At 67.2% G+C, this 23,616-nt stretch carries 22 protein-coding genes and 1 riboswitch; of the genes, 18 read left to right on the forward strand and 4 right to left on the reverse strand.

The window, feature by feature from the left end:
• Positions 1-39: 39 nt before the first annotated feature.
• The 6 genes from ACIA8G_RS23380 to ACIA8G_RS23405 all read left to right on the forward strand — a co-directional run bounded on the left by ACIA8G_RS23380 (position 40) and on the right by ACIA8G_RS23405 (position 5,319).
• Positions 40-669 (forward strand): SdrD B-like domain-containing protein, encoded by a 630-nt coding sequence (locus tag ACIA8G_RS23380; RefSeq protein WP_396420769.1) that lies wholly within the window; start codon positions 40-42, stop codon positions 667-669.
• A gap of 175 nt (positions 670-844) precedes the next feature.
• Positions 845-1,396, forward strand: a complete 552-nt coding sequence (locus ACIA8G_RS23385) for a MarR family winged helix-turn-helix transcriptional regulator (RefSeq protein WP_396420770.1) — start codon at positions 845-847, stop codon at positions 1,394-1,396.
• Positions 1,397-1,556: 160 nt separating this feature from the next.
• On the forward strand, positions 1,557-2,801 hold the full coding sequence (locus tag ACIA8G_RS23390) for an SdrD B-like domain-containing protein (RefSeq protein ID WP_396420771.1): 1,245 nt from the start codon (positions 1,557-1,559) through the stop codon (positions 2,799-2,801).
• A gap of 23 nt (positions 2,802-2,824) precedes the next feature.
• The gene (locus ACIA8G_RS23395; RefSeq protein WP_396420772.1) at positions 2,825-4,060 is read left to right on the forward strand and encodes an LPXTG cell wall anchor domain-containing protein; all 1,236 of its coding nucleotides are present in this window, start codon (positions 2,825-2,827) and stop codon (positions 4,058-4,060) included.
• Between the two features lie 31 nt (positions 4,061-4,091).
• Entirely contained in the window at positions 4,092-4,472 is a 381-nt protein-coding gene (locus ACIA8G_RS23400) for a phage holin family protein (protein ID WP_396420773.1), read from the forward strand.
• 76 nt (positions 4,473-4,548) lie between these two features.
• Positions 4,549-5,319, forward strand: a complete 771-nt coding sequence (locus ACIA8G_RS23405; protein ID WP_396420774.1) for an SdrD B-like domain-containing protein — start codon at positions 4,549-4,551, stop codon at positions 5,317-5,319.
• Between the two features lie 55 nt (positions 5,320-5,374).
• Here ACIA8G_RS23405 and ACIA8G_RS23410 read toward each other — a convergent pair whose 3' ends face one another.
• Positions 5,375-7,594: a (Fe-S)-binding protein gene (locus ACIA8G_RS23410; RefSeq protein ID WP_396420776.1), complete on the reverse strand. Its 2,220-nt coding sequence runs from the start codon at positions 7,592-7,594 to the stop codon at positions 5,375-5,377.
• A 144-nt stretch (positions 7,595-7,738) separates the two neighbouring features.
• On the opposite strand from ACIA8G_RS23410, the gene ACIA8G_RS23415 reads away from it, so the two are divergent.
• The 9 genes from ACIA8G_RS23415 (at position 7,739) to ACIA8G_RS23455 (ending at position 14,911) form a co-directional block, all read left to right on the forward strand.
• Positions 7,739-8,062 carry a DMT family transporter gene (locus tag ACIA8G_RS23415; RefSeq protein WP_396420777.1) on the forward strand — a complete coding sequence of 108 codons (324 nt, stop codon included), beginning with the start codon at positions 7,739-7,741 and terminating at the stop codon, positions 8,060-8,062.
• Positions 8,059-8,637 (forward strand): TetR/AcrR family transcriptional regulator, encoded by a 579-nt coding sequence (locus ACIA8G_RS23420; RefSeq protein ID WP_396421260.1) that lies wholly within the window; start codon positions 8,059-8,061, stop codon positions 8,635-8,637. The genes ACIA8G_RS23415 and ACIA8G_RS23420 overlap by 4 nt, the downstream gene beginning before the upstream one ends.
• 4 nt (positions 8,638-8,641) lie before the next feature.
• Positions 8,642-9,196 carry a hypothetical protein gene (locus ACIA8G_RS23425; RefSeq protein ID WP_396420778.1) on the forward strand — a complete coding sequence of 185 codons (555 nt, stop codon included), beginning with the start codon at positions 8,642-8,644 and terminating at the stop codon, positions 9,194-9,196.
• An 81-nt stretch (positions 9,197-9,277) separates the two neighbouring features.
• Complete coding sequence (locus tag ACIA8G_RS23430; protein WP_396420779.1) at positions 9,278-10,111, forward strand: DUF4097 family beta strand repeat-containing protein; 834 nt, start codon at positions 9,278-9,280, stop codon at positions 10,109-10,111.
• A gap of 188 nt (positions 10,112-10,299) precedes the next feature.
• On the forward strand, positions 10,300-12,165 hold the full coding sequence (dnaK, locus tag ACIA8G_RS23435; RefSeq protein ID WP_396420780.1) for a molecular chaperone DnaK: 1,866 nt from the start codon (positions 10,300-10,302) through the stop codon (positions 12,163-12,165).
• Positions 12,162-12,785: a nucleotide exchange factor GrpE gene (grpE, locus tag ACIA8G_RS23440; protein WP_396420781.1), complete on the forward strand. Its 624-nt coding sequence runs from the start codon at positions 12,162-12,164 to the stop codon at positions 12,783-12,785. The genes dnaK and grpE overlap by 4 nt, the downstream gene beginning before the upstream one ends.
• Before the next feature lie 24 nt (positions 12,786-12,809).
• Complete coding sequence (gene dnaJ, locus ACIA8G_RS23445) at positions 12,810-13,970, forward strand: molecular chaperone DnaJ (protein ID WP_396420782.1); 1,161 nt, start codon at positions 12,810-12,812, stop codon at positions 13,968-13,970.
• Between the two features lie 6 nt (positions 13,971-13,976).
• Positions 13,977-14,405 (forward strand): heat shock protein transcriptional repressor HspR, encoded by a 429-nt coding sequence (locus ACIA8G_RS23450; protein ID WP_396420783.1) that lies wholly within the window; start codon positions 13,977-13,979, stop codon positions 14,403-14,405.
• On the forward strand, positions 14,402-14,911 hold the full coding sequence (locus ACIA8G_RS23455) for a hypothetical protein (RefSeq protein ID WP_396420784.1): 510 nt from the start codon (positions 14,402-14,404) through the stop codon (positions 14,909-14,911). The genes ACIA8G_RS23450 and ACIA8G_RS23455 overlap by 4 nt, the downstream gene beginning before the upstream one ends.
• Here the strand turns inward: ACIA8G_RS23455 and glyA are convergent.
• Entirely contained in the window at positions 14,894-16,111 is a 1,218-nt protein-coding gene (glyA, locus tag ACIA8G_RS23460; RefSeq protein WP_396420785.1) for a serine hydroxymethyltransferase, read from the reverse strand. The genes ACIA8G_RS23455 and glyA overlap by 18 nt on opposite strands.
• A gap of 13 nt (positions 16,112-16,124) precedes the next feature.
• A riboswitch (ZMP/ZTP riboswitch) is annotated at positions 16,125-16,206 on the reverse strand.
• Positions 16,207-16,212: 6 nt separating this feature from the next.
• On the reverse strand, positions 16,213-17,316 hold the full coding sequence (locus tag ACIA8G_RS23465; RefSeq protein ID WP_396420786.1) for an FAD-binding oxidoreductase: 1,104 nt from the start codon (positions 17,314-17,316) through the stop codon (positions 16,213-16,215).
• A 480-nt stretch (positions 17,317-17,796) separates the two neighbouring features.
• On the opposite strand from ACIA8G_RS23465, the gene ACIA8G_RS23470 reads away from it, so the two are divergent.
• Positions 17,797-18,258, forward strand: coding sequence for a pyridoxamine 5'-phosphate oxidase family protein (locus ACIA8G_RS23470; protein ID WP_396420787.1), 462 nt, complete (start codon positions 17,797-17,799; stop codon positions 18,256-18,258).
• A gap of 511 nt (positions 18,259-18,769) precedes the next feature.
• Entirely contained in the window at positions 18,770-20,428 is a 1,659-nt protein-coding gene (locus tag ACIA8G_RS23475; RefSeq protein WP_396420788.1) for an MDR family MFS transporter, read from the forward strand.
• On the opposite strand, the gene ACIA8G_RS23480 is transcribed toward ACIA8G_RS23475, so the two are convergent.
• Positions 20,326-20,709 carry a VOC family protein gene (locus ACIA8G_RS23480; RefSeq protein WP_396420789.1) on the reverse strand — a complete coding sequence of 128 codons (384 nt, stop codon included), beginning with the start codon at positions 20,707-20,709 and terminating at the stop codon, positions 20,326-20,328. The two genes, ACIA8G_RS23475 and ACIA8G_RS23480, sit on opposite strands and share 103 nt — an antisense overlap.
• 158 nt (positions 20,710-20,867) lie before the next feature.
• On the opposite strand from ACIA8G_RS23480, the gene clpB reads away from it, so the two are divergent.
• Positions 20,868-23,450, forward strand: coding sequence for an ATP-dependent chaperone ClpB (gene clpB / locus ACIA8G_RS23485; protein WP_396420790.1), 2,583 nt, complete (start codon positions 20,868-20,870; stop codon positions 23,448-23,450).
• The last annotated feature ends 166 nt before the right edge of the window (positions 23,451-23,616 follow it).

The following is a 23,616-nucleotide window of genomic DNA, read 5'->3' on the forward strand; positions in this document are numbered from 1 at the left end:
GCCCTATTTGTGCTGCGCGAAAATCCTGGGGGAAGAGAAATGAACAGCAAGATCCGCGCGGAAGCCGTCGTCATCGCGACCTCACTGGTCGCCCTGCCGCTCGCGCTCACTGGTACCGCACTGGCGCAGGACGAGGACCGCCCGACGAGCTACATCGGCGGAGCCGTGTTCAGGGACCTCAACGGCGACGGTGTGCGGCAGGACGACGAGCCCGGAATGGTGAACGCCGAAGTCATGGTCAAGGACTTGGAGGGCCAGAGCTCTCCGTTCTTGTCCGACAACAACGGCAACTGGTTCGTCAAGCGCGTCCCGGCCGGCGAGTGGGAGATCAGCTACACCCACCCGTACATCGTCAACACCACGCCGGCCTCGGTGAAGGTCGTCGTCGAGGACGACAACGGGTACACGGTCAACTTCGGTGTGCGCGTCAAGTCGAAGGACGAGATTGCCGGCGGCGAGGCGCCGCAGGGTGCCGCCCCGAAGCAGGCGCAGCAGGTGGACCAGGTGCAGCAGGTGGACCAGGCGGAGCAGGCGGTGACTCCCGTGGCCAAGACGACCTCGCTGGCCGAGACCGGTGTGGACCCCGTCGCCGCGGGCGCGGTCGGCCTGGGTGGCCTGGCCCTCGGTGGCCTGGTGTTTTACGCGGCTCGTGGCCGCCGCCGCGCCTGATCGTTACTGCATTCGAGTGACATTCGGCCTGCAGGGCAACATCCAGCTGCCCTGTGGTGTCTTAAGGCTGGGATCTGCTCCGGGGGGACGCTGATCACCAGGGGGTAAGACAGAACCGCCCGCGTCCGGGAGAGACGCGGGCGGTTCTGCGTTTCGGCACAACTACCATCGTGAGATGGGCAAGCGTGGTGCGGACGACACCGATGCCGAGGTCGAGTCGTGGAGGGCCATGGTTCCGGCGATCGATCCTGTGGTCGAAGGCGTGGTCGACCGGGTGCACCAGATCAGCAAGTACCTCGACTTCCTCGCCACGGAGATCGCCGCGCCGCACGGGCTCAACCGCGCCGACTACGAGATCCTCGCCAGACTCTTCTGGATCGGGCCGCCGCACCGGCTGACGCCCAAGCAGCTCGCGAACGGCACGCTGAGCCCCGCCACGACGATCACGAGTCGCCTCGATCGGCTGGAGAAGGCCGGCCTCGTGGTCCGCGAGCTCGACCCGAGCGACCGCCGGTCGTTGCCCGCGACCCTCACCGACGCCGGCCGCGAGATCTTCCTGCGGATCGTCGCCGGTCAGGCGGAACGAGAGAAGGAGCTCTTCACCTCGTTGCCCGGCGCTGATCTCGAGAGCCTGCGGGATCTGCTGCGGCAGGTCATGGAGGTGCTCGGGGGCGAGTTGGGACCCGCGCACCGTCGCACGAGGCTCGCGCTCGACACCAAGGAATAATTGCTACGAACTCGTACTATCCGATATCGTGCTATCTGTGGCACGAGAGGGAGGGGTGCGACATGGGTGGCTATCCGCTGTCCGAGTGACCGGGATCACGCAACGCTGAGCCCCTGGTGTTCCGATGTCCTAAGTGGAGCACTCGAACGCTGGGGGATCAGTGAAGAACGTCTTCGCCGTCACGATGACGGCTGCCTTAGTCCTGGCCGCGACCGGCGCACCCGCCGCCGCGCAGGAGGACAAGATCTTCATCGGCGGCCTGGTCTGGCTCGACCGCAACGGTGACGGCAAGGTCGGCGACGAGCCGGGTCTCGCCGGCGAGAAGGCCGTGAAGATCACCAAGTTCGACGGTGGTGAACTCGTCGGTGAGTACACGACCGACGACAAGGGCATGTACGTCGCCAGGGACCTGCCGGCCGGCAAGTACCGCGTGAGCGTTTCCGGTGAGCGGTACACGCCCACCACCCAGCGCAACGTGGTGACGGAGGGCGGGACCGTCGACTTCGGCCTGCAGGGTCGCGGCATCGCGGGCCGCTCGTTCCTCGACAAGAACCGCGACGGTGTCCGCCAGGCCGACGAGGAGCTGCTCTCGCCGGGAACGCTCAACGGCAAGCCCATCCCGGTGTCCCGTGAGGACGGTCAGTTCAGCGTCGAGGACCTGCCGTTCGGCAAGTACAAGTTCGTCGCGGCCGACTACTCGCAGCGCGGTCTCGCGCTGGTCAAGCCGCTGGGCACCAACCCGATCGACTGGGTCACCGGCACGCTCGAGTTCACGATCGGCGAGCTCGAGGGTCCTGCTCCGCTCGACGCGATGTACTTCGAGCCCAAGGCCGACGCCGCCGTCGAGGACGTCACTATCGCCCCGGCCAAGGACACCTACACGGTCGGCGAGCAGATCGACGTCAAGTTCAAGCTGGCCAACAAGGGTGACGTCCCCGGCAAGCTGTCGGTGATCATGTTCAACTTCGGCAGCGTCAAGCTCGTCTCGCTCAGCGACAACGTCGCCGGTTCGAAGGACGACTTCGAGACGGTCGCGGCGGTGCTGCCCGGTGAGTCGGTCACGGTCGATCTGAAGGTCGAGATCACCGGCACCGACCTCGCCGAGATCTGGCCCTGGGCGCGCCCGTTCGTCGGCCCCTTCAAGGACGTCGACCGCAAGAACCAGGGCACGCAGTCGAAGAAGACGATCAAGGTCGTGGAGAAGGGCGCCAGCGCGCCGACCACGTCGCCGACCGAGACGACCGCACCGACCACCACCACGACTCCACCGGCCGTGGTGAAGGCGGGCAACAACTCCGGCCTCGCGACGACGGGTGCACCGGTGCTCGGTTTCCTGGCCCTCGGTGCCCTGCTGCTCACGGCTGGTGCGAGCGCGTTCCTCGTCGCGCGCCGCCGCCGTTCCTGACAACCAAAGTCCTTGGGGGACAAGTGAAGAACGTCTTCGCCGTCGCGACGACGGCCGCCCTCGTGCTGACCGCGGCGGGTGCTCCCGCCTTCGCGCAGGACGAGAAGATCTCGATCGAGGGTCTGCTCTACCTCGACCGCAACGGCTCCAGGGCGCACGAACCCGGTGAGGCCGTGCTGGCGAACGAGCCCGGCACGATCGTCAAGGCGGACTCCGGTGAGACCGTCGCCCAGTTCGCCACCGACGCCAACGGCCGGTACCGCGTGGAGAACCTCCCCGCCGGCAGCTACCGCGTGGAGCTGGAAGCCGCCATGAGGGACTTCCACTCGCCGGTGAGCCCGCGGGAGCGCACGACCACCGGCGGTGTCGTCGACGTGCGGTTCTTCGGCATGCGCTTCTACGGCTTGTCGTTCCTGGACAAGAACGAGGACCGCGTCCGACAGGCCGACGAGGAGCTCCTCAACCCCGGCACGCTCAACGGCAAGCCGTTGCCGATGCCGAACGACGAGGGCAAGTTCGAGGTCGACGACCTCCGCGCGGGCGACTTCACCTACGTCGCGGCTGACCACGCGGACAAGAAGTACCGGCTGGTCAACGAGTCCGAGGTGGATCGGACGACCCGCACGCTGACTTTCAAGCTCGAGAAGTTCGCCAACTTCAAGACCGTCGACGTCCGCAACGTGCCGATCAAGGGCGACTTCGCGACCGACCTGCCGGTCCTGTCTCCTGCCAAGGACGCCTACGTCCTCGGTGAGGAGGCCGACGTCGTCATCAAGATCAGCAACAAGGGCGAGGTCGCCGAGAAGCCGTCGTTCGTGCTGGCGAGCTACGACGCCGAGACGCTGTCCCACAGCGACAACGTGGTGGCGTACAACCACACCGGCTTCGAGTTCGAGGCGAAGGACCCGATCGCGGCCGGTCAGAGCATCGACGTCAAGCTCAGGATCAGGTTCACCACCACCAAGATCGAGAACCTGCACGTCATCGTGCGGCCCAGCGTGTTCGGCAAGGACCCGTTCAAGAACAACGTGGCCATCAAGCCGGTCAAGGTCGTCGAGAAGGGCGCCACGACCGAGCCGACCACGCCTGCGACGGAGACGCCGGCGCCGACCACCTCGGCCCCGGCCGTGGCGAAGGCGGGCAACAACTCGGGTCTCGCCTCGACGGGTGCCTCTGTGCTCGGTTTCGTCGCGCTGGGCGGCGTGCTGCTCGCCGGTGGCGCGGGTGCGTTCCTGATGGCGCGCCGCCGCCGTTCCTGACCACTGAGGACCGCCACGGTTAGGCTGCGGCATGGGCATCTTGGTGCATGTGCTGCTGACCGCCGTGGCGGTCTGGGTCTCGACCGCGCTTCCCGGCATCGACCTGGGCGAGGGCACCACCGGCGCGAGAATCCTCACGCTGATCGGCGTCGCGGTGATCTTCGGCCTGGTCAACGCCGTGGTGAAGCCGCTGGTGAAGTTCTTCGGCTGCCTGTTCTACCTGCTCACCCTCGGTCTCATCGGGCTCGTCGTGAACGCGCTGCTGTTCATGTTCACCGGGTGGATCGCCGAGCAGCTGGACGTGCCGTTCCGCGTCGACGGGTTCTGGCCCGCGTTCTGGGGCGCGATCATCGTCGCGCTGACCAGCTGGGTGCTGAACGTGATCTACGACAAGATCACCGACAACGACTGAGGCAACCCCGGTGCGCGAGGCACGTCTCTCCAGGTGAAAGTTCACTTTTCATCCTGGGGGATTTGAAATGCGTGCTGTGACAAGACTTTCCGCACTCGGGCTCGCGCTGGCCGCGTCGGTCGTCGTCGTCGGACCGGCGATGGCCGACGAGCCCGGCGGTGTCATCACCGGGTCGGCGTGGTTCGACGACAACGGTGACGGCATCCGGCAGCAGGGCGAGGCGCCGAAGGCCGGTTACACCTTCCTGATTCCGGGGCTGTACCGGGCGGCGACCACCGACGCGAACGGCAACTACCGGTTCGAGGACATCCCGGCGGGCACCTACGTGGTGACCATGTTCAGCCGGGATTGGTCGACGACGTTCACCAAGAGCGGCGGTGACTCGGACTTCGACGAGAACACGCTCGAGACCGAGAAGTTCACCCTCGCGCCGGGCGGCCAGGCCGGCCCGTACGACGCGGGTTTCGTGAAGGGGCGGTTCGACACCGCGGTCGGCCGCGTGGAGGCGCCCCGCGTCATGAAGGTCGGTGACGAGGTCGACGTCGAGATCACCTACCGGAACAAGGGCAACATGCCCACGCCGCTGCACGGTTACGCCACGCTGCCGGAGGGGCTGACCCCGTTGTCCGCCAACGCACCCGTCTGGTACGTCGACGGACAGCGCATCAGCCTGTCGAGTGCCTACCAGAAGGACACCTACATCGGCGAGTCCGTGACCTACACGGTGAAGGCACGGGTCGACAAGCCGATCAGGCGCGGCGAGATCGTCGTGACCGCCGAGACCTCCGGCGCTCCGGACGTCGACCAGGAGAACAACGTCAAGAAGGTCAAGGTCTGGGCTTTCTGACCACAAAAAATGGCCCCGGTCCACAGTGGACCGGGGCCGTTTTTCGTTGCTCGGCTCAGACGTTCGCGTCTTCCGCGGTAGGCGCCGGCTTTCCGCGCTTCACGGACTCCAGCAGCATCTGCGCGACGTCCACGACCTCGACGTGCGCACCGGCCAGGCCGTCGGACTGACGAGCGGTCACGCCGTCGGTCAGCATCACGCGGCAGAACGGGCAGCCGGTCGCGATCTTCGACGGCGCGGTCGAGAGGGCCTCGTCCACGCGGTCGACGTTGATGCGCTTGCCGATCCGCTCCTCCATCCACATGCGAGCGCCACCGGCACCGCAGCACATGGAGCGCTCTTCGTGGCGCGGCATCTCGCGCAGCTTCGCGCCCGACGCCCCGATGAGCTCACGCGGCGCCTCGTAGACCTTGTTGTGGCGGCCGAGGTAGCACGGGTCGTGGTACGTGACGTCCTCGGTGACCGGCGCGACCGGCACCAGGCGACGCTCGCGCACCAGCTTGTTCAGCAGCTGCGTGTGGTGCACGACCTCGTAGGTGCCGCCCACCTGCGGGTACTCGTTCGCCAGCGTGTTGAAGCAGTGCGCACACGTGACGACGATCTTGCGCTGACCGGCGGGGCGGTCCTCGAAGACCGAGTTGAGCACCTCGACGTTCTGCTGCGCGAGCATCTGGAAGAGGAACTCGTTGCCGGCGCGGCGAGCCGGGTCACCGGTGCAGGTCTCCTCCGGCCCCAGGACCGTGTACTTGACCCCAGCGGTGTGCAGCAGTTCGGCGACGGCGCGCGTGGTCTTCTTCGCGCGGTCCTCGTACGCACCGGCGCACCCGACCCAGAACAGGTACTCGGCGTCGCCCAGCTCGCCCTCGAACACCGGCACCTCGAAGTCGAGGCCCTCGGTCCACGCCAGGCGGTCCTTGGAGTTCTGGCCCCACGGATTGCCCTTGTTCTCCAGGTTCTTGAACATGCCGCCGAGCTCGCTCGGGAAGTTCGACTCGATCAGCACCTGGTAGCGGCGCATGTCGACGATGTGGTCGACGTGCTCGATGTCGACGGGGCACTGCTCGACGCAGGCACCGCAGGTCGTGCACGACCACAGCACCTCGGGGTCGATGACGCCCAGCTCGTCGGGGCCGCCGACCAGTGGGCGCTCGGACTCGGCCATCGCCAGCACGTCGATCGACTCGAGGCGCTTCTTGTAGTCCTCGTACTTGTCCTCGGTGAGACCGACCTCGTCGCCCGCCATGTCCCGCGAGCCACCGGCGAGCAGGTACGGCGCCTTGGCGTACATGTGGTCGCGCAGCTGCGTGATGACCAGCTTGGGGGACAACGGCTTGCCGGTGTTCCACGCCGGGCACTGCGACTGGCAGCGGCCGCACTCGGTGCAGGTGGAGAAGTCGAGCACGCCCTTCCAGGTGAAGTCCTCGACCTTGCCGACGCCGAACACGTCCTTGTCCGGGTCGGCCTCTTCGAGGTCAAGGACCTTGCCGCCGGACATCATCGGCTTCAGCGCGCCCAGAGCGACGCCACCGTCGTCCTCGCGCTTGAAGTAGATGTTGAAGAACGCCGAGAACCGGTGCCAGGCGACACCCATCGTCAGGTTCCGGCCGACCACGATCAGCCAGATCATGCCGCTGAGCAGCTTGATCAGCGCCATCACGGACACCCAGATCGGGGCGGACGGCAGCACCGAAGCCAGCGGCTGCGTCACGAACGACGTCCACAGCGGGGCCACCTCGAGGCCGCTCGACTGCTTGAACGCCTTGACCATCAGGATGCCGATGCCCTCGATGATCACGACGGCCTCGACGAAGTACGCGGCCTTGAAGTCCGAGCCCTGGAAGCGGGAGACCCGGTCGGCGCGGCGCGGGTGGTTGCGCTGGCGGATCACCGCGAGCGCCACACCGCCGACGACGGTGCCGAGGCCCAGCAGTTCGATCAGCAGCAGCCAGATCGACCACGTGCCGATGATCGGCCAGTGGAAGTGCGGGTCGAACACCTCGCCGTAGGCCTCGAACAGCACCGCGGAGCCGATGAGGAAGCCCCACATCACCATCCAGTGCCACGGGGCGACAGAGCGGAACTTGGCCATCCTCGTGTGCGCCACGAACTCGACGATCAACGTCTTCAGCCGCGGCCAGAACGGGCCCGTCCGCGTCCCGTCCGGCTGGCCGAGCCGGATGATTTTGATCATCTTCCACACGGCGGCGACGAACACGCCCCAGGCGACGACGCTCACCGCCACGGCGACGAGTCCGAGAACCAGCTGGAGGGTCATGGCGGGAGTCTAGGCCACGTTACTCACCAGTAACCACTTGGACGTGGCCGGTGTCTCCTCACGTACCGGTAAAGAAGCCGGACTCCAGCGGAAAACTTGTGGAACACTTGTTCAAGTAGTTCCGCTGGACACCTGGAGGTCGCCGTGTTGTACCTGTATCTCGCTGTGGCGATCGTGGGAGAGATCGCCGCCACCGTCTCATTGAAACTGTCCGACGGGTTCAGCAGACCGTGGCCGTCGGCCGTGGTCGTCGTCGGATATGCCATCGCCTTCACGGCGCTTTCGCGCGCGTTGAAGTTGGGTATGCCCGTGGGTGTCGCTTACGCCGTATGGTCGGCTGTCGGCGTCGCGGCAGTCGCGATCATCGGCTGGAAGTTCCTCGGCGAGACCCTCAACCCCACGATGGTCATCGGGTTGGCGTTGATCATCGGAGGCGTGGTGACGCTCGAGCTCGGGAGGACGCACTGACCGCGGTAGCAGTAGACGGACGGAAAGCACGCGGCGAGAAGAAGCGCCGCGCGATCGTCGAGGCCACCCTGCGGGTGATCGAACGCGACGGTGTCGCGGGCGTGACCCATCGCAGCGTGGCGCGGGAAGCCGGCGTGCCGACGACAGCGCCGACCTACTACTTCGCGACGCTCGACGACCTCTTGATCGCCACGCTGATGTGGGTCGCCGAAGAGCTGTGCGACGACATGCTGAAGATCGTCGCGAGTGGTGGCACCGCGCGTGAGATCGCCGTGTCCCTCGCCCGAGCGGTCGACGAGAACCGCGGTCGCACGCTCGCCGAGTACGAGCTGTACCTGCTGGCCGGTCGCCGACCTGAGCTGAGGGCAGCCGCGCGCCGGTGGCTCGACCTGGCGGTGGAGACGGTGCGCCCGGCGGACCCGATCGCGTTCCGCGCGTTCCTCGCGGCGATCGACGGGCTGCTGCTCCAGGGCCTGATCGCCGATGTTGCGCCGAACGAGGACGAGCTGGAGCCAATTGTGTCCTTCTTGATCCGCGGTCGCGACGATTCCACCCCGCCGACACGGGAACAATGAAGTCATGAAGTTCGCGCGAGAGGTGTCCGGTATCAGCCACGGGGTGAGCCTCGGGCTGCTCGCCGCGCTCTACGTGCGCGACTCCCTCGCGTTGTCGGTGGACGTCGAGCCGCACGTGCCGCTTTTGGAACCGTCGCTGCCGGTGCGGGTGCCGGTGGGCATCGACCGCGCGGCAGTCACCCTCGAGTGGCCCGGCTGGTGGACCGACGCGCTGGAAGCGTGCAGGCGAGGCGCCGAGCCGGCCACGCCGGAAGACGCCGAGGCGTTGCTCACCCGGCCCGCCAGCCGTGCCGCCGTGCTGGCGCTCAAGGCGGGCATCGAGCAGCTGCACCGGGTGCAGAGTCCGGTGGCGCTGCCGATCGGCGACGTGCTGCGCGGCATCGAGTCCCGGATCGGCAGGTGGGCGCAGAGCGTGGAGCTGCACATCGCCGAACTGCCGGTCGACGGCCTGCTGTGGGAGCGGATCGCACCTGCTCATGTGCTGGCCTCCACGCGGTTCCTGAACGACCCGGCCCGCACCGCACCGGCGTTGCGCGCGGTCCTCGAAGACCTGGTCTGAGCAACGGTAGGGACAACCCCACCCCGCCTTAGGGGGCTGACCGTCGTGTAGGTGAGTCTCGCCACCTCTAGTTTTGTGCTCATGATGAGGACGGCGCTGGTGGCGTTGCTGGTGGGGGCGGTGCTCACGGCCTGTGGCATCCGCATCGTCAAATACGAGTTCGCCGACGACCAGGTGGTCGCGGACAAGTTCACGTCGGTGCGGGTGCGCACCGGCTCCGGGGACGTCTCGATCAGGTACCAGCAGGGGCTGACCGAGACCAAGATCCACCGCAAGATCCAGCACGCGAAGGACAACAAGCCGGCGAACGTCTCGCACCGCATCGAGGGCAACGCCCTGGTGCTGGAGGACTGCGGCCGCAACTGCTCGATCGACTACGAGGTCGCGGTGCCCGATCCGGCCATCTTGGTGCGGGGCGAGGAGGTCGGCTCGGGCAACGCGGTGATCGAGGGGCTTGCGTCCGTCGACTACCAGGTCGGCTCCGGCAACGTCACGGTTCGCGACATCGCGGGCGACGTCAAGATCCGCACCGGCTCCGGCGACTTCCGCGCCACCGCCGTGAAGGGCACCGTCACCGCCAACGTGGGCTCCGGCAACCTGTGGCTGGATCAGCTCAAGGGCAAGGTGCTGGTCAACACGCACTCCGGAGACATCAGGGGCACGGCGATGGACGCCGACGTGACCGCGGACGCCGACTCCGGCAACATCGACCTGACGTTCCTGTCGGCCAGGACCGCCCGCATCGACACCAGGTCCGGCGACGTGACCGTGCGGGTGCCGGGGAACGACTCGTACAAGGTCGGCGGCGACACGTCGAGCGGCGAGCGCAGGATCGACGTCCGGACGGACCCGAACGCGCTGAACGAGCTCAAGCTGACCACGAGGTCGGGCGACGTGAAGGTGCTGGGCGTCTGAGGCGCCATCCAGGGGGAATGTGTCGAGGGCCACTCCACAAGGGGTGGCCCTCGTCGCGTTCTGGGGGAACAACCAGACCTGCACGTCCGTTGGGTCAGTCAGAAAGCTTGAGTCGGGTAGGCTCAATCTTGAGCGGATGGCAAACTTGAGCCAGCAACGCTCAACAAGTACTAGCGGAAGGAACTCCAATGGCGCGTGCAGTCGGCATCGACTTGGGGACGACCAACTCGGTCGTCGCAGTCCTCGAAGGTGGTGAGCCGACGGTCATCGCCAACTCGGAGGGCTCGAGGACGACCCCGTCCATCGTCGCGTTCGCGAAGAACGGCGAGGTCCTCGTGGGTCAGCCCGCGAAGAACCAGGCCGTCACCAACGTCGACCGCACCATCCGCTCGGTCAAGCGCCACGTCGGCACCACGTGGAAGACCGACGAGATCGACGGCAAGCAGTACACCTCGCAGGAGATCAGCGCGCGCGTGCTCATGAAGCTCAAGCGCGACGCCGAGGCGTACCTGGGCGAAGAGATCACCGACGCGGTCATCACCGTCCCCGCCTACTTCGAGGACGCGCAGCGCCAGGCCACCAAGGAGGCCGGCCAGATCGCGGGCCTCAACGTGCTCCGCATCGTCAACGAGCCCACTTCCGCCGCGCTGGCCTACGGCCTCGACAAAGGCGAGAAGGAGCAGACCATCCTGGTCTTCGACCTCGGTGGCGGCACGTTCGACGTCTCGCTGCTCGAGCTCGGCGACGGTGTGGTCGAGGTCCGCGCGACCTCCGGTGACAACCACCTCGGTGGCGACGACTGGGACCAGCGCATCGTCGACTGGCTGGTCGAGCGCTTCAAGTCCGCGAACGGCATCGACCTGACCAAGGACAAGATGGCCCTGCAGCGCATTCGCGAGGCTGCGGAGAAGGCCAAGATCGAGCTGTCCAGCTCGGCGCAGGCCTCCATCAACCTGCCCTACATCACGGTCGACTCCGACAAGAACCCGCTGTTCCTCGACGAGACGCTGTCGCGTGCCGAGTTCCAGCGCATCACGAACGACCTGCTCGAGCGCACCCGCGCGCCGTTCAACAACGTGATCAAGGACGCCAGCATCTCCGTCGGCGACATCGACCACGTCGTGCTCGTCGGTGGCTCGACCCGCATGCCCGCCGTCGCGGAGCTCGTGAAGGAGCTGACCGGCGGCCGCGAGCCCAACAAGGGCGTGAACCCGGACGAGGTCGTCGCCGTCGGCGCCGCCCTGCAGGCCGGTGTCCTCAAGGGTGAGGTCAAGGACGTCCTGCTGCTCGACGTCACCCCGCTGTCCCTCGGCATCGAGACCAAGGGCGGCGTCATGACCAAGCTGATCGAGCGCAACACCACGATCCCGACGAAGCGCTCCGAGACCTTCACGACGGCCGACGACAACCAGCCGTCCGTGCAGATCCAGGTCTTCCAGGGCGAGCGCGAGATCGCCTCGCACAACAAGAAGCTCGGCATGTTCGAGCTGACCGGCCTGCCCCCGGCCCCGCGCGGCGTGCCGCAGATCGAGGTCACCTTCGACATCGACGCGAACGGCATCGTCCACGTGTCGGCGAAGGACCTGGGCACCGGCAAGGAGCAGTCGATGACGATCACCGGTGGCTCCGCGCTGCCGAAGGACGACATCGACCGCATGGTCAAGGACGCCGAGGCCCACGCGGAGGAGGACAAGCGCCGCCGCGAAGAGGTCGAGATCCGCAACCAGGCCGAGACCCTCGTCTACCAGACGGAGAAGGTCGTCAAGGAGAACGACGACAAGCTCCCGGCCGAGGTCAAGGAGAAGGTCACCGCCGCGATCGCCGAGGCGAACGAGGCGCTGAAGGGCACCGACATCAACGCCATCAAGACGGCGGTCGAGAAGCTCGCGACCGAGTCCCAGGCCATCGGCCAGGCGATCTACGCGAACGCGCCGGGTGCCGCCGGTGCCGAGGCTCCTGGTGCGGACGCGCCTGGTGCCGCGGGCGCCGGAGCCAAGGCCGGTCAGGACGACGTCGTCGACGCCGAGATCGTGGACGAGGACGAGAAGAAGTGACCGAGCCGAGGCACGCCGCCCCTGACGAGGAGCAGCCTCAGCCTCAGGTGGTCGTGAACGACCGGCGCCGGATCGACCCCGAGTCGGGTGAGGTCCGCGCGCCGGCGCACGCCGCCGAGGAAGGCGCTGCTCCGGCCGAACCTCTGGTCGCCGAGGTCGTGGACGAGGTGGCCGCCGAGCTGAAGGTCCAGCTCGACGAGCGCACCGCCGACCTGCAGCGGCTCTCTGCCGACTACGCGAACTACCGCAAGCGGGTGGAACGCGACCGCGAGGCAGTGATCAACAACGCGAAGGCGGCCGTGGCGGCCGAGCTGCTGCCCCTGCTGGACGACATCGAGCGGGCCGCCGCGCACGGCGACCTGACCGGTGCCTTCAAGGCCGTGGCGGACAAGCTCGTGTCCACGCTGCAGAAGACGGGTCTGGAGCCGTTCGCGCACGACGGCGAGGCGTTCGACCCGTCAGTGCACGAGGCCGTGCAGCACAACACGTCTCCGGACGTCGAGGGCCCGACGGTCACCGCCGTCCTGCGCCGCGGTTACAAGTTCGGCGACAAGCTCGTCCGGCCCGCGCTCGTCGCGGTGACCGACCACGAGCCTGCCGCACCGGCCGAGGAAAGCTGATTCCGGGGAAGGAGGAGACGTCCGGTGAGTGCTAGGGACTGGATCGAAAAGGACTTCTACCGCGAGCTGGGCGTCTCCTCCGACGCGTCGGCGGATGAGATCAAGAAGTCGTACCGCAAGCTCGCCCGCGAGCTGCACCCCGACGCGAACCCCGGCGACGCCAAGGCGGAGGCCCGCTTCAAGTCGGTCTCCGAGGCCTACGGCGTGCTGTCGGACCCGGCCAAGCGCAAGCAGTACGACGAGGCCCGCCGCCTGTTCGCGGGTGGCGGCTTCCCCGGCGCCGGTGGTTTCGGCTCCGGGGGCTTCGACGTCAACGACCTGTTCGGCCGCGCCGCCCAGGGCACCGGCGGTGGTGGCCTCGGCGACCTGCTCGGTGGCCTGTTCAACCGCCGCGGCGGCGGTACGGCGGGTTCCGCCACGCGCCCGCGTCGTGGCGAGGACGTCGAGACCGACGTCCGCATCGACTTCACCGAGGCGGTGCGCGGGGCGACCGTTCCGTTGCGCCTCTCGTCTCCCGCCGCCTGCACGACGTGTGGTGGTTCCGGCGCCAAGCCGGGCACCACGCCGCACGCCTGTGCGACCTGTTCCGGCTCTGGTTTGGTGACGCGTTCGCAGGGCGCTTTCGCGTTCAGCGAGCCGTGCCGCGACTGCCGCGGTACCGGGCGGATCATCGAGGACCCGTGCCCCGAGTGCGGTGGTGACGGCGTCAGCACCCGCACGCGGACGCTGACCGTCCGGATCCCGTCCGGGGTCGACGACGGGCAGCGGATTCGCCTTGCCGGGCAAGGGGAACCCGGTCGCAACGGCGGTCCGTCCGGCGACCTGTTCGTGCGCGTGCACGTCAACCCGCACAGCGTGTTCGGGCGGCAGGGCAACGACCTGACGCTGACGGCGCCGATGACGTTCTCCGAGCTGGCTCTCGGGACGACGTTGACCGTGCCGACGCTGGACGGCAAGGTGACCTTGAAGGTGCCCGCCGGCACCGCCTCCGGGCGGGTCCTGCGGGCTCGGGGCAAGGGGATCACCAAGCGGGACGGTTCCGCCGGCGATCTCCTCATCACCCTGGAGGTCGCGGTGCCGAACAACCTGTCTTCCGAGGCTCGCAAGGCACTCGAGGCCTACGCGGCCACCACTGGTGACCACGATCCGCGTGGCGAGTTGAACGCGCTGCTTGAAGGGCGGTGAGTTCTGGTGGGTTTTCCGTTCCCTCCTGGGACCGACGAGGACACGCCGTTCTTCGTGATCTCGGTGGCGGCCCAGCTCTCGGGTCTGCACGCCCAGACACTGCGGTCCTACGACCGGCTGGGTCTGGTGTCGCCGGGCCGCACGTCGGGTGGCGGTCGCCGCTATTCGATGCGCGATATCGTGCTGCTGCGTGAGGTCCAGCGGCTCTCGCAGGACGAGGGCGTGAACCTCGCCGGCATCAAGCGGATCATCGAGCTGGAGAACCAGGTCGATGCTCTGCACGCGCGAGTCGCCGAGCTGACCCAGGAACTGGCGCAGGCGTTGGCAGCGGCCGATTCCACGGCCGCCGCGGTGCACGCCTCCTACCGGCGGGACCTGGTCCCGATCCGGCAGGAGACGGCGCTCGTCGTGTGGAAACCCAAGCCCCGCAAGTGATCGAGCGTCTTTACGAGGTGTTCGCCGCACCTCGTCCGAGGGTGGTCGACTACTGCGACCACTGCGTGGATCCGGCGGACATCGCGCCGTTCACCACCGTGCCGTTGCGCGAGCTGACCGCTGATCAGGTCGAGAAGTACTGGCTGCGTTGCGGGACGATCGGCGACGAGACCTTCCGTCGCTACCTGCTCCCGCGGGTGCTGGACCTGATCGCGGCGGATGATCTCGACGCGGACTTCTTCTGGTTGCGCATGGCGACCGAGGCTCATGCGAAGGGCGACCGGCGGGAGCAGGCGGTTCTGCAGGAGTACTTCCTCGCCACGCCACGCGCGTTGGCGGTGCTCGTCCAGGAGACCGCTGAGGGAAGCCTGGCCACGTGGCTGTGTGGCCCGGAACCGCTTGCCGCCCTTGAGGAAGCCGCGCTCGCCGGGCCAGATCCGAATGGCGTGATCTCCGACGCCCATCTCGTGCTCGAAGCTCAGCGCTCCTCAGAGGGTGCCGAGTAGTTCCTCGACCTCGGCGGCGATCCGGTCCAGCGCCTGCTCGTCGTCGTGGGCGGTGATCGCGCGGTCCATCCAGTTCGCGATCAACGGCATCTGCTCCGGCTTGAGGCCCCGCGTGGTGACACCGGGCGTGCCGAGGCGGATGCCGGACGGGTCGAACGGCTTGCGGGTGTCGAACGGGACCGCGTTGTAGTTCAGCTCTATCCCGGCCCGGTCCAGCGCCCGAGCCGCCGGCTTGCCGCCGAGGTGCTTCGACGTCAGGTCGATCAGGATCAGGTGGTTGTCCGTGCCGCCCGACACGAGGTCGAAACCCCGCTCCAGCAACGCATCCGCCAACGCCCGTGCGTTCGCCACGATCGCGTGCGCATACGTGCGGAACTCGGGCTGTGCGGCCTCGTGCAGTGCCACGGCGATCGCCGCCGTCGTGTGGTTGTGCGGACCGCCCTGCAGACCGGGGAAGACCGCGCGGTCGATCGCCTTCGCGTGTTCGGCATCGGTGAGGATCATGGCGCCGCGCGGGCCGCGCAACGTCTTGTGGGTGGTCGTGGTGATCACCGGCGCGTGCCCGACGGGTGACGGGTGCGCGCCGCCCGCGACCAGGCCGGCGATGTGCGCGATGTCGGCGACCAGGACGGCGCCGATCTCCTGCGCGATGGTCGCGAAAGCGGGGAAGTCGATCGTGCGCGGGATCGCCGTGCCGCCGCAGAAGATCACCTTCGGGCGTTCGGCGAGGGCCAGTGAGCGGACCTCGTCCATGTCGACCACACCGGTGTCCTTGCGGACGTCGTACTGGACCGCGTGGAACCACTTGCCCGTGGCGGACACGTTCCAGCCGTGGGTCAGGTGGCCGCCCATCGGGAGCGACATGCCCATCACGGTGTCACCGGGCGAGAGGAAGGCGAGGTAGACGGCGAGGTTCGCCGGTGCGCCGGACAGCGGCTGGACGTTGGCGTGGTCGACGCCGAACAGCGCTTTCGCCCGGTCGATCGCCAGCTGCTCGACCTGGTCGATGAACTGCTGGCCTTCGTAGTACCGCTTGCCGGGGTAGCCCTCGGAGTACTTGTTCGTCAGCACCGAGCCTGTTGCTTCGAGCACGGCGGCCGACACGTCGTTCTCGGACGCGATCATGCGCAGCTTGCGGGACTGGCGGTCGGCCTCGGCGTTGATCAGGCCGAACAGGGTGGGATCGGTTTCAGCGAGCACGGCATCACTCCGTGCCGGGCACCCAGGCGTTCGGTGCGCTCGGCAGTCGCTTCCCGGTGGTCGTTTCCACCCTCGGCACGCCAGTCGCGGACGTGCCGAGCCTAGTCCAGCGTGAACGGGTCGTACTTGATCCGGTCGAGCGGAGTTCCGGCGACCAGCATGCGGGACACGGTCGACCTGATCATGGCGGGACTGCCGCAGACCAGGACGTCGCGCTCCTCCCACGCTCCGTAGCGCGTGACCACGTCGGCCAGGGTGCCCTGCTCGACACCGCGGACGCCGGGGTCCGACTCCAGCACCGGCACGACCGTGAGCCACGGGTTCGTGGTCGCGATGCGCTGCAGGTTGTCCAGGTCGTAGAGGTCTTCGCGGGTGCGGCCGCCGTAGAACAGGTGCACACGCGGGTTCTCGCCGTACTGCGCCATCTCGTCGATGATCGCGTGCATCGGCGCGACGCCAGTGCCACCGGCCACCATCAGGATGTCCGTCCCGGCCGTGCGGTCGACCGAGAGACGTCCCATCGGCGGTCCGATCCGCCACGTGTCGCCGGCCTGGGTGTGGCCGACCACCGAGCGGGACACCCAGCCGCCGTCGACGGACCGGATGTGGAACTCGATGATGCCGTCCTCGCGCGGGGCGTTCGCCGGCGAGTAGTACCGCCACAGCCTCTTGCGCTGCGGCGTCTCGACCGAGACGTACTGCCCTGCCTTGTAGGCGACGGGGTGGTCCGGTTGCAGCCGGACGACGGCCAGGTCCCACGACACCCGCTGGTGCTCCAGCACCGTCGCGTGCCAGTAGGCAGGCCCGTTGTCCGCGTCGGCCGCTTCCTGCATCGCCCGGGCCATCAGCGTGTAGGCCTCGGCCCACGCCATCTCGACCTTCGGCGTCCAGGCAGCGCCCGCGAACTTCTTGACCGCGGACAGCAGGGCCGTGCCGACGGCCTCGTAGTGGACGTTGATGACACCGAACTTGCGGTGGTCACGGCCCAGCTGGCGCAGGAAGGGGATCAGGTCGTCCGGGCGGTCGACCATCTGAACCACGTGCACGAGGGCGCGCAGCAGACGGCTGCGCTGCACCTCCATGTTCGCGGGGAACATCTCGCGTGTGGCAGGCGAGAGCGAGAAGAGCATGCCGTAGAAGAATTTCGCCACTTCTTCGGCGTGCGGTTCCACCACCGCGAAGCTCTCCCGGATCATCCGCACCATCGCGGTGACGCCAGGCGGGGGTTCACGGTGTGGCGGGGTAGGGATGGGGCTCAGCACAGCGTTCGCAGTCATGGTCCGCGCGCAGTCTCCACGTTCTCATTGGCGCCAGCAAGGTGCTGTCGTCCTCGTCAAGCATCCGTCCCCCGACAGGGTGGACAGTAACCCCTGATCGGTGGGTTTGACTCCTTGATGCCACCTTCGAGCGAAGTCCGATTACCGTACGCAACTGGTTGTTACCGCAACAGTGTGAATGTGAGGGTTCGTCTGTACCGGGTTGCGTGCTTGCGTGCGACGGTGGAGCGCGTGTCCCTGCCTGAGCTGACTGAAACCACCTCACCCGACCGTGTTGAGCGTCCTGGCTCACGTCCTGAGTCACGTCCTGGTTCTCGGGGTGAGCACTTCCTCCAATGTGCCCTGGAGACGTCGGACCGCGCTAGCAGGTTCTACGAGGACCAGGTACTCGATCACCTGAACCCGGTCATGGTGGAGTTCGTTGGGCGGATGGAGATGGCGTTCATCTCTACTGCTGATGCTGATGGGGCCTGTGACTCTTCGCTGCGGGCTGGGCCTCCTGGGTTTTTGCGGGTGGTCGACTCTCGGACCGTGGTCTACCCCGAGTATCGGGGGAACGGGGTTATGGCCTCGCTGGGCAACATCATGGAGAACCCGCACGTTGGGATGCTTCTGCTGGACTTCGCTGATGATCTGATCGGGCTGCATTTGAACGGGGCGGCTCGGATTGCTCCTCTGGAGGAGTTCTCCACTGAGGATCGGCGGGTTGAGCGGTGGGTTGTGGTTTCGGTTGAGGAGGCTTACATCCACTGTCGGAAGCACATCCCTCGGATGGTGCCGGTGGAGCGGGTTCGGGCGTGGGGGACGGACGACGTTCGGCGCAAGGGTGGGGACTTTTTCGGGGTTAAGGCTGGTCAGAGGGCTGATTGACGGTGCGCTCCGGGTGCTTTGGTGGTCCGGTTGAGTTGGCGGGTTCCTGGTGGGTGCTTCCACCTGGGGCTCTGCCCCAGACCCCGGCAATCTGATCTGGGGGTCCGCGCCGTGGGCGGGTTGATGGCACGCCTGTTGCTTACGGCGGCTTGCGGTTGCGTAGGTGCTTGCGTTGGCGGTGGGGTCCCGTCACGAGTCGCACGGGAGGCAGCCACACCCGAGTAGGGGTGTCAACCGGACGAAAAGCGTGTCCGGTTGACACCCCTACTCGGGCGCGGCAAGAGCATCCATGCGACTCGTGACGGGACCCCACCGCCGGGTCTGTGTGACTGAAGGGCAACTGCGGCTCGGCTTCGCCGTCGCGTCGGCTCGCCTGCGGCATTGCGTTGATTGGCGCTCTAGCGGCTGGCTGGACGCTGGGTGTGATCCGTCAGCTAGAGGGAATTGTTGCTCTAGCTAACTATCTCCGGATATAGTTGCGTAGCATCAACTAACTTCTGGAGGGGTGTGCTTGAACCGGCCCAGCTCGCATCGGGAGATTCTCGAGGCGCTGTCGGGGATCTGGGTGGCGCTGCTTGTGGCCATCCTCAGCTCGACGATCGTGTCCAACGCTCTTCCGACGATCCTGGCCGAGCTCAAGGGCACTCAGACCCAGTACACGTGGGTCATCACCTCGATGCTGCTCGCGTCTACGGCCAGTACGCCGTTGTGGGGCAAGCTCGCTGATCTTTTTGACAAGAAGATGCTGCTTCAGGGCGGCATCGTGCTGTTCGTCATCGGGTCTGTGCTGTCGGGGCTCAGTCAGAACATGGAGCAGCTCATCGCGTTCCGGGTTGTTCAGGGGCTTGGCATGGGTGGCGTGCAGGCTCTTGGCCAGGTCGTGGTCGGGGCGCTGCTCAGTCCGCGTGAGCGCGGCCGGTACAGCGGGTACACCGGCATGGTGATCTCCGCGGGCACCGTTGGCGGGCCGTTGGTCGGTGGGTTCCTGGTCGACTGGCCTGGTTGGCGGTGGTGCTTCTTCGTTTGCGTGCCGCTTGCCCTTGTTGCGCTGGCCGTGTTGCACAAGACGTTGCACCTGCCGGTCACCAAGCAGCGGGTGAAGATCGACTATCTCGGGGCCACGCTCATCACCGGTGGGGTCAGCCTCGTGTTGATGTGGGTGTCGTTCGCGGGTAAGGACTTCGCCTGGTTCAGCAAGGAGAGCGCGCTGTTTGTTGGCGGTGCGCTGTTTGCGCTGGTCACGGCGTTCTTTGTGGAGCGGCGGGCGTCCGCTCCGGTTATTCCGTTGCACCTGTTCCGCAACCGGACGGTCTTGCTGGCGATGCTTGGTGGCATTGCGGTTGGTACGGCGATGTTCGGCGCGTCTGTGTTCATGGGGCAGTACTTCCAGATTGCGCGGGGGTTTTCGCCTACCAAGGCTGGGCTGCTCACTGTGCCGTTGGTGCTGGGGCTGGCGGTGTCCAGCACGGTCAGCGGGCAGTTGATCGCTCGGAGCGGGCGGTGGAAGAGCTACCTGGTCTGGGGGGCGTTCTCGCTGGTCATCGGGCTGGCGTTGCTCGGCACGATCGACCATCGGACGAACCTTGTGCTGATGAGTGCGTATTTGCTGCTGGTTGGCGTTGGGGTGGGGCTGACCATGCAGAATTTGGTGCTGGCCGTGCAGAACGGCGTTGGCATGGCTGATCTTGGGGCGGCCAGTTCTACTGCCACGTTCCTGCGATCGCTTGGGGGGACGGCCGGCGTCTCGGTGCTTGGGGCGGTGCTTGCCGCCCACGTGAGCACTAAGACACTCGACCGTGGGTCCCTCTCCCCAGTTGTGCGGGACTCTTACGGCGATGCGATGGGCCAGTTGTTCCTCATCGCCGCTGGTCTCGCGGTCTTCACGGTGATCGCGGTGCTGCTGATCAAGGAGCAGCCGCTGCGGGACTCCGTGGATGTCACCCCAACGGCTTCTGGTGCACAGACGGTCGCCACTGAACTTGATTCACCTGTGGATACTGAACAGCGGATTGTGGATAACTCGGTGCCCGCTGTGGACAAGCTGTTGGTACGAGTGGGTGACGGTGATCAGGAGGTTGCGGCGCGTTCCGCTGCGCTGCGTTCAACGCAGAACTCGTTGCCCTCTGGGTCGCGCATCGTGACCCAGCCGGTGCCGTCCGGCCTGCGCTGATCGTCGTAGATCGTCGCGCCGATGCCTTGCAGGCGCTCTACCTCCTCGTCGCGGGTGGCGTCTGAGGGTTGTAGGCAGATGTGCAGGCGGTTTTTGACCGACTTGTCCTCTGGGACCTCGATGAAGAGGTAGCGGATGCCGTTCGGCAGGTTGATCAGGCACTCCGGGTCGCCTGGGTTGTCCTCCGGGTCCAGTGGCAGGCCCAGGACTTGGCCCCACCACGACGCGATCTTGTACGAGTCGCGGCAGTCGACGGTGACGTTGTGGATGATTGAGGTCATGGCGCCGATCTTGGCCTAGCCGGCTCGAACCGCCGCCCGAATTTCGGACAGACGTGTGTGAAGTGAGGCCGTTCTCGTAGTTGAGCGGAACAGACTCAACTTTTCTGACGTTGTGCGGGATGATGGGCCATGCTGAAGGCTGACCACGAGGTGGAGGAATGGACGCTTTCAACCCGACGACGAAGACACAGCAGGCGGTTTCTGCTGCGGTGCAGGCCGCGACGCTCAACGGGAACCCGGACGTGGGGTCCGTGCACCTGCTCAGTGCGCTGCTGGCGCAGACGGACGGGTTGACCGCGCCGTTGCTCTCGGCGGTGGGTGCTGACCCGACGCTGGTGCGCAAGGAGCTCGAGCAGCTCTCCCGTGCGCTGCCCAGTGCGTCGGGCACGACGGTCTCCGCTCCGCAGCTCTCGCGTGACGCCGTGCGGGTGCTCAGCAAGGCGCAGGAGCTCGCCACCGAGATGGGTGACGAGTACGTGTCCACCGAGCACCTGCTCGTCGGGCTGGCGCAGCACGGTGGGCAGGTCGCCGACCTGTTGCGCAAGCACGGGGCGACGCCCGACGCGTTGACCGAGGCCTTCACGAAGGTGCGAGGGTCGGCGCGGGTGACGTCGGCGGACCCGGAGGGCACCTACAAGGCGCTGGAGAAGTACGGCGTCGACCTGACCGAACGTGCCCGCAAGGGCGAGCTCGACCCGGTGATCGGCCGTGATGCCGAGATCCGCCGGGTCGTGCAGGTGCTGTCGCGGCGCACCAAGAACAACCCGGTGCTGATCGGCGAGCCCGGCGTGGGCAAGACGGCGATCGTCGAGGGTCTTGCGCAGCGCGTGGTGGCCGGTGACGTGCCGGAGTCGTTGCGCGGCAAGCGGGTCGTGTCGCTGGACCTCGGCTCGATGGTCGCGGGTGCCAAGTACCGCGGTGAGTTCGAGGAGCGGCTGAAGGCCGTTCTGAAGGAGATCACCGACTCGGCCGGTCAGGTCATCACGTTCATCGACGAGCTGCACACGATCGTCGGCGCGGGTGCGACCGGTGAGTCGGCCATGGACGCCGGCAACATGATCAAGCCGATGCTCGCCCGCGGTGAGCTGCGCATGGTCGGCGCGACGACGCTGGACGAGTACCGCGAGCACATCGAGAAGGACGCCGCGCTGGAGCGCCGCTTCCAGCAGGTGCTGGTCGGTGAGCCGTCGGTGGAGGACACCGTCGGCATCCTGCGGGGACTCAAGGAGCGCTACGAGGTGCACCACGGTGTGCGCATCACGGACGCCGCTCTGGTCGCCGCCGCAACGCTTTCCGACCGGTACATCACCGCGCGTTTCCTGCCGGACAAGGCGATCGACCTCGTCGACGAGGCCGCGTCCCGGCTGCGCATGGAGATCGACTCGCGGCCCGTCGAGATCGACACCGTCGAGCGTGCCGTGCGCCGGTTGGAGATCGAGGAGATGGCGCTGGCGAAGGAGTCGGACGCGGCCTCGATCGCACGGCTGCACGCGCTGCGCGCCGAGCTGGCGGAGAAGCGCGAGACGTTGTCCGCGCTGACCGCCCGGTGGCAGAACGAGAAGGGCTCCATCGACCGGGTCCGGACGCTGAAGGAGCAGCTGGAGTCGTTGCGCGGTGAGTCGGAACGCGCTGAGCGCGACGGCGACCTCGGCCGTGCCGCTGAGCTGCGCTACGGCCGGATTCCCGCGCTGGAGAAGGAACTCGAGACGGCCGCCGAGTCCACCCAGGACGATGCGATGCTCAAGGAAGAGGTCGGGCCCGACGACGTCGCGGACGTCGTCTCGGCGTGGACCGGCATCCCCGCCGGTCGGCTGCTGGAAGGTGAGACCGCGAAGCTGCTCCGGATGGAGGACGAGCTCGGCCGCCGTGTCGTCGGCCAGGGCGAGGCCGTGCGGGTCGTCTCGGACGCGGTGCGCCGGACACGGGCCGGCGTCGCCGACCCGGACCGCCCGACGGGCTCGTTCCTGTTCCTCGGCCCCACCGGCGTGGGCAAGACGGAGCTGGGCAAGGCGCTGGCGGCGTTCCTGTTCGACGACGAGCGCGCGATGATCCGCATCGACATGAGCGAGTACTCCGAGAAGCACTCGGTGGCCCGCCTGGTCGGTGCGCCTCCCGGCTACGTCGGCTACGACCAGGGCGGCCAGCTCACCGAGTCGGTCCGCCGCCGCCCGTACTCGGTCGTACTGCTCGACGAGGTCGAGAAGGCGCACCCGGACGTGTTCGACGTGCTGCTGCAGGTCCTCGACGACGGTCGTCTGACGGACGGTCAGGGCCGCACCGTCGACTTCCGCAACACGATCCTGGTGCTGACCTCGAACCTGGGTTCCACCGCGATCGCCAACCCGTCGCTGACGGAGATGGAACGCAAGGACGCCGTGTTGGCGGTGGTGCAGCGGCACTTCAAGCCGGAGTTCCTGAACCGGCTCGACGACATCGTGGTGTTCCACGCGCTCGCCACCGAGGAACTGACCTCCATTGTGGACATCCAGATCACCCGCCTGGCCGACCGCCTGGCGGCTCGGCGGCTGACCCTGGACGTCACGGCGTCGGCCCGCGACTGGTTGGCCCTGAACGGCTTCGATCCGGTGTACGGGGCCCGGCCGCTGCGGCGGCTGGTGCAGTCGGCGATCGGTGACCAGCTGGCGAAGGAGCTGCTGGCCGGCGAGGTGCGGGACGGCGACACCGTGCGCGTGGACGTGCTGGACGACAACTCGGGGCTGATCGTGGGCCGCGCGGCCTGAGCCCGCGGCGCCGCTGGATGGAGTCCGACTACCTGGACCACGTCATGTACGAGGACGCGGCCCAGGTAGTCGTCGTGCCGAGGTGGGGGCCCGAACCGCCGGGTAACTCGCGAACTAGCACCGACGCGCGGAAGTGATCTTCGTTCCCGAGGGCGGACCCACTACG

The organism is Lentzea sp. NPDC051213 (genome assembly GCF_044455585.1).
In the GTDB taxonomy this organism is placed as follows: domain Bacteria; phylum Actinomycetota; class Actinomycetes; order Mycobacteriales; family Pseudonocardiaceae; genus Lentzea.